Here is a 13,739-nt window from a genome sequence, read left to right on the forward strand (position 1 = left end):
CCACACGCGTATACTATCTTCGCTGAGCAATTGCACGGGCTACAGTAGGAAAATGGATTCGACACCCAATCAACCTCTGTGGTCCGTTTTGCATTCAATCAAGCTAAAACTTTAGACAGCTTCTTATTGAAGAATTACTTCTTACGCGTCGGTTCGGCCGGTTTTTCGTCAATCCCCATCGTAGTTAAAACCGGGTTCAGAATTTGGGGGACAATGCGGATGCGGAAAACCTTGGCTCCGGCTACATCAAAATCACACTGATAGCTACCGCGTTGTTTTAGACTCCGATAGACTGCCGTGTAGTTCACCTTGATGGGCCATCCGTTCAAGGCCAACTGACCGATGATGGTTTCAACGGCTTTCTTCAGATTCGAGAAAAAAACGATGAACGGTTCGCGCTGGCGCAGCGCGTTGAGCGAGCCAATGTACTGGATGGTAACTTCGTAGATGGTCAACGACTGTTTTCTCATAGCGGGTAAACCCGGCATTTAGTGTGTGAACTGAAAAAATGCCGGGTAATTTACCAGGAAATTTCATCCGTACCCACGAACTAAAGTCCGTGTGAGCCAGTATACCTTTTAAATTGGTATCAACTTTTGGATACACTAACTCACACGGACTAAAGTCCGTGGGTACGGGCGGTTTTACCGGGACGAATAATTCGGCGCTTCTTTCTGGATCTGAATATCGTGCGGGTGGCTTTCGCGCACACCGGCGGACGTAATTTTCACGAATTTAGCGTCTTGCAGTGTCTCGATGTCTTTCGCTCCGCAATAGCCCATCCCGGCTTTCAGACCACCAACCAGTTGGTAGATAATCTCGGCCACCCGGCCTTTGATGGGCACCCGCCCGACGATGCCTTCCGGCACCAGCTTCTTGATATCGTCTTCGGCATCCTGGAAATACCGGTCTTTCGACCCTTCTTCCATCGCTTCGACGGAGCCCATGCCCCGGTACGTCTTAAACCGCCGGCCTTCGTAGAGAACCACTTCGCCCGGTGCTTCCTCGGTTCCGGCCAGCAGCGAACCGACCATCACCGTGTAGGCTCCACCTGCAATGGCTTTGGTAATGTCGCCCGAAAACCGGATACCGCCATCGGCAATCACCGGAACGCCAGTGCCTTTCAGTGCCTTAGCCGATTCATAAACGGCCGTCAACTGCGGCATCCCGATTCCGGCAATGATCCGGGTTGTGCAGATACTACCCGGCCCGACGCCCACTTTCACGGCATCGGCTCCGGCGTCGGCCAAGGCTTTGGCGCCTTCGCCCGTGGCCACGTTTCCGGCAATGACATCCAGCTTCGGAAACCGTTCCTTGATACCCCGAACCGCATCGATAACACCCTGCGAGTGACCGTGGGCCGTATCCACACTAATCACGTCGACACCGGCTTTGACCAGGGCTTCGATCCGGCGGAACAGATCGGGTGTGACGCCCACAGCCGCGCCCACCCGCAGCCGTCCGAGGGCGTCTTTGCAGGCATTGGGGTGGTTTTTCTTCTTGAGAATGTCCTTGTACGTGATCAGGCCCACGAGATGGTTCTGATCGTCGACGATGGGCAATTTTTCAATTTTATACTGTTGAAGGATGCTTTCGGCTTCTTCGAGGGTGATGCGTTCGCGGGCCGTGATCAGGTTCGTGCGGGTCATGATCTCCGTCACCGGTTTTGATAGCTCGGTTTGGAAACGAAGGTCACGGTTGGTCAGAATGCCGATGAGTTTGTTGGAGGCATCGACCACCGGAATGCCGCCGATTTTGGATTCGCGCATGATCTGATGCGCGTCGGCCAGCGTAGCGCCTTCGGTGAGCGTAATGGGGTCGATGATCATGCCGCTCTCGGAGCGTTTCACCTTCCGGACCTGCGCGGCCTGGGCTTCAACACTCATGTTCTTATGGATAATGCCGATTCCGCCTTCCTGGGCCATCGCAATGGCCAGTTCCGACTCCGTCACTGTGTCCATTGCTGCCGAAATCAATGGAATGTTCAGCCGGATGTTGCGGGTAAGTTGGGTACCGGTTTGTGTATCGCGGGGAAGAACCTCCGAAAAGGCAGGCAAAAGCAGAACGTCGTCGTAAGTAAGCGCTTCGTAGAGGAATTTGGAGGAGTCTAAGCTCATGGCAAATAAACAGGATATGTTATTTGCCGGGCAAAGTTACTAAAAATCTCCGGATTCAGATCAATTTAATCGAAATTGTTTTTCCAGCGGCCTGAACCGACACCCGGCAGTCGTTGAAGGAAGGTCCCGAAACCTTCGGGCGGAAGTTATTACTAAAACCATACGGTTCCTTGGGAATGCCGAATAGTTTCTTGTCCAGTTCGCCATTGCCGTTTACATCATGAAACAGTGCCACGGCATAATCGCCCGGGTTTACCTGAAATGTTACCCGAACGGTATTTGCTTTCACATTGACGATCTGGCTGGAAGCCGGCTGACAGCCCGTCGGAAAGTCGTTGCAGGGCGTGTAAAGCCCGATCCGGAGCTGGCCGGTTGGTTGTTTGATGTTCTGAATTTCAACAGTGAGCACGGATTCGGCAGGAGCCGGGTTCAGAAACCACGACAGCCAGGTAAGAAAGACAAGCATAAACGGTTAATCCACTTTTTCCAATACAACCAAACCCACTGGCAATTGTTTCCGGGGTGGATGTTTCCAGAACGGAATGATGCCTCTCTGGATTGTATTCCAGTGTTTTTTGAGTTATCTGTAGCCAGGCGCAGGCTTTTTAAAAAGAAGCCAAAGCTTGTGGACGGGCTAATCTCGGATGAAAAACCCCAAAAATTGTGACTTCGCTTAAGCTTCTCCGTCTATGGGATAAGGCGTTGCCTTTCACTTCTAAAACCCTACCCCGATGAACAATAATTTAGATGATAAACTGATCGAAGTCTTGATTGGTTTATGTCCGATAAATAAGGATATTGTTGAGGTTATCAAGGACTCCTTAACGCTGAGGAGGTTACCAAAAGGGTCACAGTTAATAACCATTGGGGATGTTGCTGATAAGTTGTATTTTATCGCAAAAGGATTGGTGAGAAGTTATTATTTCATTGATGGCAAAGAGGTGACTTCTTGGCTTGCCGCTGAGGATGATTTCGCAGTTTCTTCCTATAGTTTTTTTAAACAGGAGCCCTCTTTTGAAAGTGTTGAGTTGTTGGAAGATGCCGAACTGTTGTTTATCTCCTATTCGGATTTACAACACCTTTATCAAACCCACCCTTCATTAAATTTCATTGGCAGAGTCCTTATGGAAAAATATCTGTTGTCGGCAGAAGAACGCATCCGTTCGTTACGGATGCTAAACGCCGAGGAGCGGTATTATATTTTTTGCCAGCAATATCCGGAACTATGTGACCGTACACCCCTGAAACATATCGCTTCTTACCTTGGCTTATCCCGGTATACGCTTAGCCGTTTAAGAGGATATAAGTTCAAGATGGATTTAATATAAAAAATTGCTCTTTAGTAACCATAGAATTGCTATTTAGCAACTATAGTTTTGCTATTTGGTATTAAGTTTGCAATGCACTTGATAGCCTGCGGATACAGCCTTACGTAGCTTACTACTGGTGTCATTAAAGTTATAACTACAAATCACTATAAAGGTTATTGCTTTTAGCGGTAACCTTTATTTTTATTTTGATAGACAAAGGTTATTATTTGTAAATTAATCTACAACAGTTTGCAAAAAAAATTTCCTAAAATTTATGTGATTAGTAAGAATTCTTGTCATCACTATTTACAGAATGGAATAATGATTAAACTTTAAGTATACAATTATTACATTCTGTAAATAGTGGTGCACTTAAACCAGTTCAGGCTCTTGTTCAAACGCTGGTGCTTTTACTTCAACTCGCGGGGGTAATAGTTTATACAAAACCGGAGTCACAATACGGGAGAGAAGCGTCGAACTGATCAGCCCACCGATTAACACGAGCGCTAAGGGAGAATAAAGTGGGTTCCCTTCAATCGCCAGGGGGATCAGTCCACCGATTGCTGTCAATGAAGTCAGGACAATCGGGACGAAACGGATCTCACCGGCTTGCTCAATGGCTTCAACCAGCGGCATCCCGGTTTCCCGGAGCTGGTTCGTGAAATCGACGAGCAGGATGGAGTTTTTGACCTCAATTCCGATTAGGGCAATCAACCCGATGACAGCCACGAATGAGAATGGATTGCCTGACAGCAGCAGCGCGGCAATGGCCCCGATAATCCCCAGCGGAATCACCGACAGCACAATCAGCGTACTTTTGAACGTGCCGAATTCCAGGATCAGCACGGCCAGAAAGCCGAAAACCGTAATCAGGATGATGGTGCCCAGTCCGCCAAACGATTTTTCGCGGCTTTCCAACTCTCCGGCGGCTTTGTACCGAAAACCGTCCGGAAATTTCAGCACATCAAGCTTCCGGATAACGTCCTGATACACATTATCGACCAGGTAATCGCTTTTCACAAAACCGGTCACGGTTACGTACCGGTCTTTGTCGTAGTGCCGGATCTGGTTGGTGGTCGTCTCAAACTGAAGATCAGCGACTTGCCGCAGCGGAACTGAGCCGCCCGCCAGCGTATTGACGTACAGGTTGTTCAATACGCGCAGGTCGGCAACTTTGCCTTTCGGCAGCGTCACGTTGAGCAGGTAGTCGTCACCCGCCTGATCTTTAAACGTCCCCACGTTTAATCCGGCAATGGCGAGCCGGATGGTGCGGTTGATGTCGGCCACCGACAGGCCCAGCAACCCGGCTTTTTCTTTGTTGATTTTGATGCGCAGGTCGGTTTTTCGGGTCGCCAGCGGATTGTTAACGTAGATCAGACCAGGCGTGGTTTTCAGGATTTTTTCCACGCTGGCAGCCATCGTTCGCAGCGTATCCAGGTTTTCTCCGAAGACGCGAATGGCCACGGGTGCTTCCTGGTCGGGGCCCTGCTCAAAATCTTTCACCTCTATCTTGGCGTTGGGATAAAATTTGAACGTCTCCCGCAGTTTATCAATCAGTTTGCGCTTCTGCGCGGGTGGCATGTCGTTCAACTGCACGAAGAACTGCGAAAAATTGGTGGCCTCGTTCCGCTGGATGATGTTGTAATAAATCCGGGGATTGCCTTTCCCAACATTGGTGGTAAAGTATTTCACCTCCGGTTCGCGGCCAAGCTGGCTTTCGACGTAGCGGGCCACGCGGTTGGTTTCCTGCAAACTGGTACCTTCGGGCGTTTCGATGTTGATCAGAAACTGCGGTTTTTCGGAAGCCGGGAACAGGGCAAAACCGACTTTCGGCACCAGCGAAAGGGAACCCCCGAAGATAGCCAGTGCACCCAGTAACGTAACAACCGGATAGCGCAAAGCCGTGTGCAACAGACGGCTGTACGAACCGCTGATGAGTCGTTTCAAAGCCCGCATGAAGATGTTGCCTTCCGGATTGTGCTCTTCCTTCAAAATCCGGCTCGACAGAAACGGCACAATGGTCAGCGAAACCAGCAGCGAAGCCAGGATAGTGGTCACAACGGCGGTCGGCAGTGACCGAATGAAATCGCCGGAGGCTTCGGGCAGGAACATCAGCGGCAGGAAGGCCAAAATCAGCGTGACCGTACAACCGATCACGGCCAGGGTGATTTGCTTCGTGGCCCGAACGGCCGCGTCGCGTTTCGAAAAACCCTCGCGCAGATATCGCTCGATGTTTTCAACCACCACAATCGAGTCATCGACCAGTATGCCCAATGCGACAATCAAGCCGACAATGCTCAACTGGTTGATACTGAAGCCGAATACGTTCAGGAGTGAAAGCCCGATGGAGAGCGAAAGCGGGATTGAGATCATCACGACCACGGCAGCCCGCATGCCGAGGGGCAGGAGCGTCAGGGCGACCAGCAGAATGGCAATCCCGAAATCCTTGGCAAACCGGCTCAGCCGGACGTTGACGCTGGCCGCCTGGTCGAAATTTTTGACAAGCTTGATATGGGGGGGCAGCGTTTTGGCAAATTCTTCAACCACCGGGTTAATCTGCTCGCCGACTTTAGCGATGTTTTCCCCCACCTTCTGGCCGGCCGTCACCAACACCGCCCGGTGGCCGTTCAGCCGGGTGATGTGCGTCTCTTCTTCATAGTTGAAATCGACCTCGGCCACGTCGCGGAGGTAGATGATTTTTTGGCCGTTGGTCGAGACGATGGTGTTGCGAATTTCGTCGAGCGACTGATAGTCTCCGCTGGTTTTGACGTTGAACTTGCGGGTTCCGGCCTGGATGCTGCCGCCCGGAATGTTGAGGTTTTCGGCCTGTAGCGCCCCCACGACCCGGTTGAGGGCAATGCCTTCCTGCGCCATGCGCTCAATGTTCAGCGAAATCCGGACGGTGCTGGCGGGGTAGCCCCAGTCTTCGACGCCTTTCAGGCTTTTTATTTTCTCCAGTCGTTCTTTCAACGCATCGGCGTAATCGCCTAGTTCCTTGTTAGACGCGACCTCCGACTGCAACGCCACCTGCACAATGTTTACGTCGGTAGGGGAGAACTTTTGGATTTGGATGTTGAAAATATCCGACGGCAGTTGCGCCCGGAGGGCATTGACTTCCCGCACCATTTCCTGGTATTTTTCGTCGGGGTCCGCGCTGTAGTCATATTCAATGCGCAACACGGCCAGGCCGTCGTCAATGTTGGTAATCACGTGATTCATGTCGTCCAGCGCGTTGAAACGGGCTTCGGCCGGATCGACCACCAGTTCTTCCATATCCTGCGCGTCGGTGCCCGGATAGACAATGATGACCGCGAAGGAAGGAGCCGTAAACTCGGGGTCCTCGCCCCGGGGCATGTTCAGCAGCGAATTGACGCCCAGCGCCACCACCGCGATGAAGACAACCAGCATGAACTGCCAGTTCTTGACGGAAAACTCGGAGAGATTCATAGAGGGAAATTGTTTCTCTGATTGACTCTGATGTTCTCTGATCAACTCTGGGTAATAACATTCTAGATTGTTACACAGGGTTAATCAGAGGGAATCAGAGTCAATCAGGGGTTATTGGAGGACGACGGTGGATGTTTCTGTGAGGTAGGCAGAACCGGCCGTGACGACACTGGGCGTATTGGCTAAACCGTTCGTGAGCAGGACTTTATCGTTGTCGATGAAGCCGATTTGAACCGGGAGTTTGCGGACGTGTTTTTTGTCGTCGGACAACACGAACACGAAACCGTCTTTGCCGTCTCCTTCGACAATGGCCTCGATCGGCACCATCGTATAGCTGCGGTTTTGGGCCGGTTTCAGGCTTACTTTGGCAAACAGACCGGGGGCCAGCTTCACCGCTCCGGGATTGATCCGGATTTCGACATCGTAAAGTTTGTTCATCGGATCGGCGGCCTGGGCTAATTCCTTAACGGTTCCCGTAAACGTTTTGCCGGGATAAGCTTCCAGCGCGATGGTTGCCGAATTGCCGACTTTCAATCGTGCCCAGTCTTTGTCGGAGACGCCCACCCGGACAATCCAGTCGCTTTGACGGGTTGATGAAATCACAAAAACCGCCGAGCCTGCCGAGGCCAGTTCGCCTTCGTTCATCAGTCTCCGCGTAACGGTGCCATCGACCGTCGAACGGATCTGGGCGTAATTCTGATTAAACCGGGCAATGGTCAGGTTCTGCTTGGCTACATCAAAACCGGTCGTTGCGTTTTGCAACTGCTCGAGCGTCGCGGCTGTATCGGCGTAGAGGGCTTTGACCCGGTTGAGGTCGCGCTCGGCTTTTTCGCTGGCAAACTGCGCCTGACTGACCTGGGCGTTGATTTCAGTGAGATTCAGCGTCGCCAGGAGTTGCCCTTTCCGGACCGTCTGCCCTTCGTCGACGTAGAGCTTCTCAATGATTCCGCCCACTTTGAAAGAGAGTTTGGCTTCTTCCGACGACGACACCAGCCCAGAGGCCACGACGGGTTCGGAGCGAACCACCGACTCGACGTTGGTCAGTTTGACGGGCACCGAGGTGTCGTCAGTTTGGTCGGCCGGGGCGGTTTTGGGGCTTTCTTCTGCTTTGGTGCCACAGGCCCACATCCCGCCGGTCACCAATACGATGAGGATAAATTGAAGCGTTTTCATGATCGTAAGAAGCTTGTAATCAGTGTAATTTGAGAGAGAGTGTCGTTATTGAATGGCCGTAGCCCGGTCGAGCGCGGCCCGTTTTACCAGCACATCGTAGCGCATCAGAACCTGTTGAATCTGGGCGGTTTGCCGGTCGTTCTGGTAGCGGAGGTACTCGACCAGTAGGGCCTGTCCGTTGCGGTATTTGCTGTCGATGAGCCGGAAGGTCTGTTCGGCATTGGCCAGGCCGGTTTGGGTGGCGGCCAGGCTTTCGTTGGCGGCATTCAGTTCGTAGTAAGCCTGCAAAACCTGCAACTGAATCTGCCGCTCCACTTCCGTCATCCGGGTCTGAACGAGTTCGGTCTGAATCTTAGCCTGCTGCACTTTGGAGCGTTTTTGATAGCCCTTGAAAACATCCCACGATAAACCGACCTGCCCCAGCACGTAAGCCTGGTTGCTGAACGTATAGCCAAATCCCTGAAAACCAGTGCTACCGCCGACGTAGACATTGGGCAGCTTTATCGAAGCTTCGTTGAGTTTCACGGCATTCTGAGCAGCTCGCAACGAACCGCCGAGTTGTTTTAGCTCCTGGCGGCTGCGCAGGGCGGTTTGCTGCAATTCCGAAAGGGTAGGTGGGGCCGTGGGCAGGGTTTTGGTGAGCAGCGAGTCGACGCGAATCTCGGCATCCAGCTCGCGGTTGAGCAGGAAGTTGAAGTAGGCCTTGGCGCTCTGGCGGTTTTTCTCGGCCACGGCCAGTTGCTGGTCGAGCTGGCTGATTTCGAAGCGGGTCGAGGTAATGACCTCCTTCGTAGCGACGTTGTTGCTGACCAGCTTTTCGTTCAGTTTGGCCAGTTCCCGCAGCACGTTCCGGGCGTTTTCGTAAATCCGGATGGCGTCGAGCGTTTGCAGATACTGGTAATAGGCCGTAGCAATGGTGTAGCGTAATTCGTTCTCGACCACCCGTTTGCGGGCTTCCTGCGAAGAGAGTAGATCTTTCTGAATAAGCAGGTTATATTGAATATCGGTGTTGAAAAGGCTGTACTGAATGTTCAGCTTCGTGTCGTGGAAATTATTGGGTGCCAATAATTCATTGACATTCTGAATGTTGGTTGGAAAACGTTCTGCCCCCGTCAGTTGATTGAGCGTTGCGTAGGCCGGGTTGAGCAGATCGCCCACCGGAAACTGCAACCGCCGACCGCCAGCCGCCACCGAATACGTCGGGTTGAACGTCATTTGGGGATAAAACATGGCTTTTGCCTGCGTAATCGACTCCGTAACGCGCTTGATCTCCAGGGATTCTTGCCGGAGAGCGAGGTTACTTTGTAGGCCTTCCTGAATGTAATCGGTTAAAATTGCCGAAGGAGCTTCTACCGATTGGGCCACAGCCACCAATCGAAGCATAAGCAGGGGAATGGCCAGCACGAAGCTGTTTTTTAGATACGTAACCATATGTAAGAAAGTAAACAGTGTTCAGTAAATGGCGAAAATTTTTTAAAGCCCCCGGCGAATCGTTTCAACAAAAAGGTCGAATGCCTGCTCCATCATTTCTTTCCGGCGGTTTTCCTCGAACATCTCCAGCCGTTTCCGCAGGAAAAGGGCCGTGTAACCATGCACCGAGCTCCAGATCATCATGGCGGCCACCTCGGCATCCTGGGGCCGGAAGACCCCCGCATCAATGCAGTCCTGCACGCAGTTCACCAATAGGTTAAAGGCAGATTTGCCTTCGTCCCAAATGTCGTCGCGGCAAGCCAGGGCGTCCATCGGAGCTGTCATAATAAACATCAGGTCAAACATTTCCGGGTTTTCGAACGCAAACCGAAAATACCGGCGACCCATCTCAACCAGTCGGTCAAAGGGCTTTTCGAGCTGGAGCGCCGGCTGAAACTCCTGAATCATTTTGAGAAAAGCGATCTGATGGATGGCGTACAGCAAGTCGTTTTTATCCTTGTAATACAGATAAATCGTCGCCGGACTGTACTCAATGGCATCGGCAATGTTGCGAATACTCACCTTTTCAAAACCGTTCTCGAGAAACAGCTTTTGGGCTGCTTCCAGAATCCGTTTCCGCATTTCCTCTTTCTCGCGCTCTTTTCGTTCTACAATTCCCATACTTGTTAATTAACGTTACAAATGTAATGAACAGTGTTTAGTAAACAAGTGGCGTTTAGAGAAAATGTCAAAAATGGGGAGTGAATAGACAGAACCGGGGTGTAAACCGTCAGCAAAAGGCAATGAAAAAATGGGTCAATGCCTAAATCCATACCTAAATTAAGCGGCAAAAAGGTGCCGATCACAAATCAACAACAAGTTTGTGCAACACTACAAACCTTGGACAGCAGGTCTGCGGGTGCCTTTGAGACAATTCCTGCATGGACTTTTTAGGAAACAAACTTTGAGCCGCACACGAAAACGGGTTTGTATTTCAATAATCAACTTTGCAGGGTCAATTGAAACCGCAGAAAGATGAAAAAGGAATCGGTAGGAACGCAACTCCCCGAAGTGGTTTATTCGCATCTGGAAACCCAGCGAAGGATTGGGGAGCAATTTATCGCTACCCACGGGCTGTGTTACATCGTTTCTGGTTATTTGAAGGTAGCCGATGCGGGTGAAATCCGGACGTTTAACGCGGGCGAGCTGGTGTTTTACCGAAAAAACTTCCTGGCCAAATTTATCAAGCAGCCCGACGAACACTGTGCGTTCAAATCGATCACCGTTTTGTTCGATCAGGATAGTTTACAAGCGTTTAGCCAGCAGTACGGGATTGCTGATGAGGCTCCCTTCCTGGCTAAAAACGCGGTGCTGAAAATTGCGGACAATGTTCTGCTGAAAAACTACTTTGAAACGCTCCTTCCTTATTTTGAGGCACCGCTGCCCACTGACCTGATTAACCTGAAACGCCAGGAAGCCTTGATGCTGTTGTTGCAGATCAACCCGGTGCTTAAAAATGTGTTGTTCAACTTCGGCCAACCGCACAAAATCGATCTGGAGGCTTTTATGCAACAGAACTTTCGCTTCAATGTGACGTTGAAAAAATTTGCTTACCTAACGGGCCGCAGCCTGGCTACCTTCAAGCGCGATTTTGAAAAGATTTTCCACACCTCACCGAACCGGTGGTTGCAGCAAAGGCGGCTGGAAGAAGCTCATTATCTGATCAAAGAAAAAAACAGGCGTCCGTCGGATGTCTATTACGAAGTGGGCTTCGAAAGTCTTTCTCATTTCTCATATTCCTTCAAGCAACTCTATGGCGTCAACCCGTCGGCTCTTCACTAACTAGCAACTACTAATTTCCATGAAAAAAACAGTTTTAATTACCGGAGCTTCTTCCGGGATCGGGAAAGCTACGTCCCTGTATTTTGCCCAACAAGGCTGGAATGTCATTGCCACTATGCGCAGTCCGGAAAACGAAACGGAGCTGATCAATGATTCCCATATGTTGGTAACAAGACTGGAAGTGACGGATCCGGACTCCATTCAAATCGCTATTCAGCAGGGAATTGACAAATTCGGTCAGATTGATGCGTTGGTCAACAATGCGGGCTATGGCCAACAGGGGCTTTTTGAAGCCATATCCCCGGAAAAAATACGGGCCCAGTTTGAAGTCAATGTCTTCGGGATGATGAACGTCACCCGGGCGATTCTTCCGCATTTCAGGAGCCGAAAAGCCGGAACGGTTCTTACCGTTTCGTCCGGGGCGGGCCGGGTCACTACTCCGCTGATTTCTATTTACTGCGCTTCCAAATTTGCGGTGGAAGGCTTTACCGAATCGCTGGCGTATGAACTGGAATCGCAGGGCATTAAAGTTAAACTGGTCGAACCCGGTTATATTGCCACCTCCTTTTACCAGCGGACGGTATCCGATTTTGCCCATGACCCGTCCCTGACCGATTACAGCACTTTCAATAAAGAAATGGAAGCCTTTTTCGAATCGTTTGCGGGCGGAAACAATTTCACGGCTAACGAGGTGGCCCAGGTGATTTTTACGGCCATTACCGACGATTCGCACCAATTGCGTTATGTGGCCGGTCCGGATGTGGAACCTCTGCTGACCATCCGAAACAGCAAACCCGACCAGGAGTACGTTGAATTTATGCGGAAGCTATTTCGGCCCAATTCCTTTCAATAACCATAAACCTATGGGATTGCGGGCCGGTATAAAGTGGAAGGACCAGCCTTGACTTGTGATGATCAGGAGTGGTACGGCGCTGGTTGGCCGCTCCCGATCGTTGCTGGCGTGGATTTACGGGCCGCATCCACTTGTGTTTATTCAATCACCGCGTAAATCGCCACCGGATTGGCCTTGTTTTTCAGCAGTACTTCGCCCAGCGGCTCACACTGGAATGAATTTTTGACTAACTGGTAAGCCGCATCGCTGATAATGATCTGACCTTCTTTTGCTACGGATTGCAGCCGCTGGGCGGTATTGACCACGTCACCGATCACCGTGTAATCGAGCCGACGCAGCGTGACGGAGCCGATGTTGCCGGAAATCATTTCGCCGGTATTGATGCCGATGGCAACTTTGGGGGTATAAACCGGTTCGTCAGGCTGCGCTTTGCCCAGCGACTCGATGTGATTACGAACCGCCAGCGCGGCTTCGATGGCCCGGTCGAGGTGGTATTCGCCCCGGAAAACCGCCATGACGGCATCGCCCATGAACTTGTCGACAAAACCGCCCTGGGCGATGATTTCCTTCACCATCACGTCGAAGTAGCGGTTGATGAGCTTCACCACGGTATCGGCGCTTTCGCGTTCCGTGATGGCCGTAAAACCGCAAATGTCGATAAAAACCGCCGTGGCATTAACGGTTTCGTTCATCATCAGCGATGATTCGAACTCCCGGTGCCCCATGAAGTTGAGCACCGATTCGTCGACGTACATCCGCAAAATGTTGTTTTCCTTGATGGCCTGGAGCGTCTCGCGCAGGTGCGTGACGTGTTGCAGTGTTTTCTGCATTGTCACGTCCAGGTCCTCGAAGTTGATCGGTTTACAGACGAAATCAAACGCGCCCCGGTTCATGGCTGTGCGGATGTTGGTCATATCGCCGTAGGCCGAGACAATCACGGTTTTGGTCAGCGGGCTTACTTCGCTCAGTTTGCTCAGCAACGTCAGGCCGTCCATTTCGGGCATGTTGATATCGCTCAGCACAATATCGATGTCGGGCTGTTGCTGAAGTTTCGCCAGGGCCTCGACGCCATTGTAGGCAAACACAAACTCGTACGACTGTTCGCGGATCTGCCGCCGAAACTTTTGCCGGATCAGGAGTTCCAGGTCAGTTTCGTCGTCCACGACCAGAATTTTGGACTTCATAGCGCGCTCTTGAGTTTTTCTTTCAGGTTGCTAAAATCGAGCGGTTTGGTCAGAAACGCATCGGCGCCCAACTGCATCGCCTGGTTGTAACTATCGGCATCACCGTAAGCTGTAATCATCATCACGGCCGGGGGACGGGCCGGGTAGGTGGTCCGAATCTGCCGCAGCAGTTCCAGTCCGCTCATGCCGGGCATGTTGATATCCGATAAAATCAAGACATATTCAGACGTGTGATCGTTCAGATAAGTCAGGGCTTTTTCGCCCGAGTGGGCAAAGGCAAACTGAACTTCTCCCGCGCGAATCTCGCGCCGGAAGCGTTGTTCAAAGAGCGTTTGTACGTCCGTTTCGTCGTCGACAACCAGTACTTTCATCGCTGCGGATTAGGGGTAAAATAGCTTATTCT

General features: G+C 51.3%; 12 protein-coding genes. 3 read left to right on the top strand and 9 right to left on the bottom strand.

Translation table 11 applies throughout. The features are described 5' to 3' along the window. Positions 1-134: 134 nt before the first annotated feature. The 3 genes from ACO2Q8_RS11255 to ACO2Q8_RS11265 all read right to left on the bottom strand — a co-directional run bounded on the left by ACO2Q8_RS11255 (position 135) and on the right by ACO2Q8_RS11265 (position 2,583). Positions 135-470 (bottom strand): hypothetical protein, encoded by a 336-nt coding sequence (locus tag ACO2Q8_RS11255; protein ID WP_423344908.1) that lies wholly within the window; start codon positions 468-470, stop codon positions 135-137. A 174-nt stretch (positions 471-644) separates the two neighbouring features. Continuing rightward, a complete protein-coding gene (gene guaB, locus ACO2Q8_RS11260; RefSeq protein ID WP_423344909.1) occupies positions 645-2,117 on the bottom strand; it encodes an IMP dehydrogenase in 1,473 nt (490 codons plus the stop codon). A 55-nt stretch (positions 2,118-2,172) separates the two neighbouring features. After that, complete coding sequence (locus ACO2Q8_RS11265) at positions 2,173-2,583, bottom strand: DUF2141 domain-containing protein (RefSeq protein ID WP_423344910.1); 411 nt, start codon at positions 2,581-2,583, stop codon at positions 2,173-2,175. A 265-nt stretch (positions 2,584-2,848) separates the two neighbouring features. Between ACO2Q8_RS11265 and ACO2Q8_RS11270 the strand changes: the two genes are divergently transcribed. Beyond that, positions 2,849-3,445 (top strand): Crp/Fnr family transcriptional regulator, encoded by a 597-nt coding sequence (locus ACO2Q8_RS11270; RefSeq protein ID WP_423344911.1) that lies wholly within the window; start codon positions 2,849-2,851, stop codon positions 3,443-3,445. Between the two features lie 354 nt (positions 3,446-3,799). Here the strand turns inward: ACO2Q8_RS11270 and ACO2Q8_RS11275 are convergent, their stop codons facing one another. The 4 genes from ACO2Q8_RS11275 to ACO2Q8_RS11290 all read right to left on the bottom strand — a co-directional run bounded on the left by ACO2Q8_RS11275 (position 3,800) and on the right by ACO2Q8_RS11290 (position 10,138). Further along, complete coding sequence (locus ACO2Q8_RS11275) at positions 3,800-6,874, bottom strand: efflux RND transporter permease subunit (protein ID WP_423344912.1); 3,075 nt, start codon at positions 6,872-6,874, stop codon at positions 3,800-3,802. A 111-nt stretch (positions 6,875-6,985) separates the two neighbouring features. After that, positions 6,986-8,047: an efflux RND transporter periplasmic adaptor subunit gene (locus ACO2Q8_RS11280; protein ID WP_423344913.1), complete on the bottom strand. Its 1,062-nt coding sequence runs from the start codon at positions 8,045-8,047 to the stop codon at positions 6,986-6,988. Between the two features lie 45 nt (positions 8,048-8,092). Further along, the gene (locus ACO2Q8_RS11285) at positions 8,093-9,478 is read right to left on the bottom strand and encodes a TolC family protein (protein WP_423344914.1); all 1,386 of its coding nucleotides are present in this window, start codon (positions 9,476-9,478) and stop codon (positions 8,093-8,095) included. Between the two features lie 42 nt (positions 9,479-9,520). Then, positions 9,521-10,138 carry a TetR/AcrR family transcriptional regulator gene (locus ACO2Q8_RS11290; RefSeq protein WP_423344915.1) on the bottom strand — a complete coding sequence of 206 codons (618 nt, stop codon included), beginning with the start codon at positions 10,136-10,138 and terminating at the stop codon, positions 9,521-9,523. A gap of 354 nt (positions 10,139-10,492) precedes the next feature. Here ACO2Q8_RS11290 and ACO2Q8_RS11295 point away from each other — a divergent pair, with 354 nt between their 5' ends. Both ACO2Q8_RS11295 and ACO2Q8_RS11300 read left to right on the top strand, forming a co-directional pair. Beyond that, positions 10,493-11,299 carry a helix-turn-helix domain-containing protein gene (locus ACO2Q8_RS11295; RefSeq protein ID WP_423344916.1) on the top strand — a complete coding sequence of 269 codons (807 nt, stop codon included), beginning with the start codon at positions 10,493-10,495 and terminating at the stop codon, positions 11,297-11,299. A 19-nt stretch (positions 11,300-11,318) separates the two neighbouring features. Further along, the gene (locus ACO2Q8_RS11300; protein WP_423344917.1) at positions 11,319-12,152 is read left to right on the top strand and encodes an SDR family oxidoreductase; all 834 of its coding nucleotides are present in this window, start codon (positions 11,319-11,321) and stop codon (positions 12,150-12,152) included. Between the two features lie 137 nt (positions 12,153-12,289). On the opposite strand, the gene ACO2Q8_RS11305 is transcribed toward ACO2Q8_RS11300, so the two are convergent. Both ACO2Q8_RS11305 and ACO2Q8_RS11310 read right to left on the bottom strand, forming a co-directional pair. Further along, a complete protein-coding gene (locus ACO2Q8_RS11305) occupies positions 12,290-13,336 on the bottom strand; it encodes an adenylate/guanylate cyclase domain-containing protein (protein ID WP_423344918.1) in 1,047 nt (348 codons plus the stop codon). Then, positions 13,333-13,707, bottom strand: coding sequence for a response regulator (locus ACO2Q8_RS11310; protein WP_423344919.1), 375 nt, complete (start codon positions 13,705-13,707; stop codon positions 13,333-13,335). Before ACO2Q8_RS11310 ends, ACO2Q8_RS11305 begins: the two co-directional genes overlap by 4 nt. Positions 13,708-13,739 lie beyond the last annotated feature (32 nt).

Origin of the sequence: Larkinella sp. VNQ87 (genome assembly GCF_049445795.1) — a bacterium.
GTDB lineage: Bacteria > Bacteroidota > Bacteroidia > Cytophagales > Spirosomataceae > Larkinella.

What these genes read in the sequence shown, in the direction of transcription:
- guaB (WP_423344909.1), bottom strand. Translation starts at nt 2,117, where the DNA reads ATGAGCTTAGACTCCTCCAAATTCCTCTACGAAGCGCTTACTTACGAC.
- ACO2Q8_RS11255 (WP_423344908.1), bottom strand. Translation starts at nt 470, where the DNA reads ATGAGAAAACAGTCGTTGACCATCTACGAAGTTACCATCCAGTACATT.
- ACO2Q8_RS11285 (WP_423344914.1), bottom strand. Translation starts at nt 9,478, where the DNA reads ATGGTTACGTATCTAAAAAACAGCTTCGTGCTGGCCATTCCCCTGCTT.
- ACO2Q8_RS11295 (WP_423344916.1), top strand. Translation starts at nt 10,493, where the DNA reads ATGAAAAAGGAATCGGTAGGAACGCAACTCCCCGAAGTGGTTTATTCG.
- ACO2Q8_RS11270 (WP_423344911.1), top strand. Translation starts at nt 2,849, where the DNA reads ATGAACAATAATTTAGATGATAAACTGATCGAAGTCTTGATTGGTTTA.
- ACO2Q8_RS11310 (WP_423344919.1), bottom strand. Translation starts at nt 13,707, where the DNA reads ATGAAAGTACTGGTTGTCGACGACGAAACGGACGTACAAACGCTCTTT.
- ACO2Q8_RS11305 (WP_423344918.1), bottom strand. Translation starts at nt 13,336, where the DNA reads ATGAAGTCCAAAATTCTGGTCGTGGACGACGAAACTGACCTGGAACTC.
- ACO2Q8_RS11265 (WP_423344910.1), bottom strand. Translation starts at nt 2,583, where the DNA reads ATGCTTGTCTTTCTTACCTGGCTGTCGTGGTTTCTGAACCCGGCTCCT.
- ACO2Q8_RS11290 (WP_423344915.1), bottom strand. Translation starts at nt 10,138, where the DNA reads ATGGGAATTGTAGAACGAAAAGAGCGCGAGAAAGAGGAAATGCGGAAA.
- ACO2Q8_RS11280 (WP_423344913.1), bottom strand. Translation starts at nt 8,047, where the DNA reads ATGAAAACGCTTCAATTTATCCTCATCGTATTGGTGACCGGCGGGATG.
- ACO2Q8_RS11275 (WP_423344912.1), bottom strand. Translation starts at nt 6,874, where the DNA reads ATGAATCTCTCCGAGTTTTCCGTCAAGAACTGGCAGTTCATGCTGGTT.
- ACO2Q8_RS11300 (WP_423344917.1), top strand. Translation starts at nt 11,319, where the DNA reads ATGAAAAAAACAGTTTTAATTACCGGAGCTTCTTCCGGGATCGGGAAA.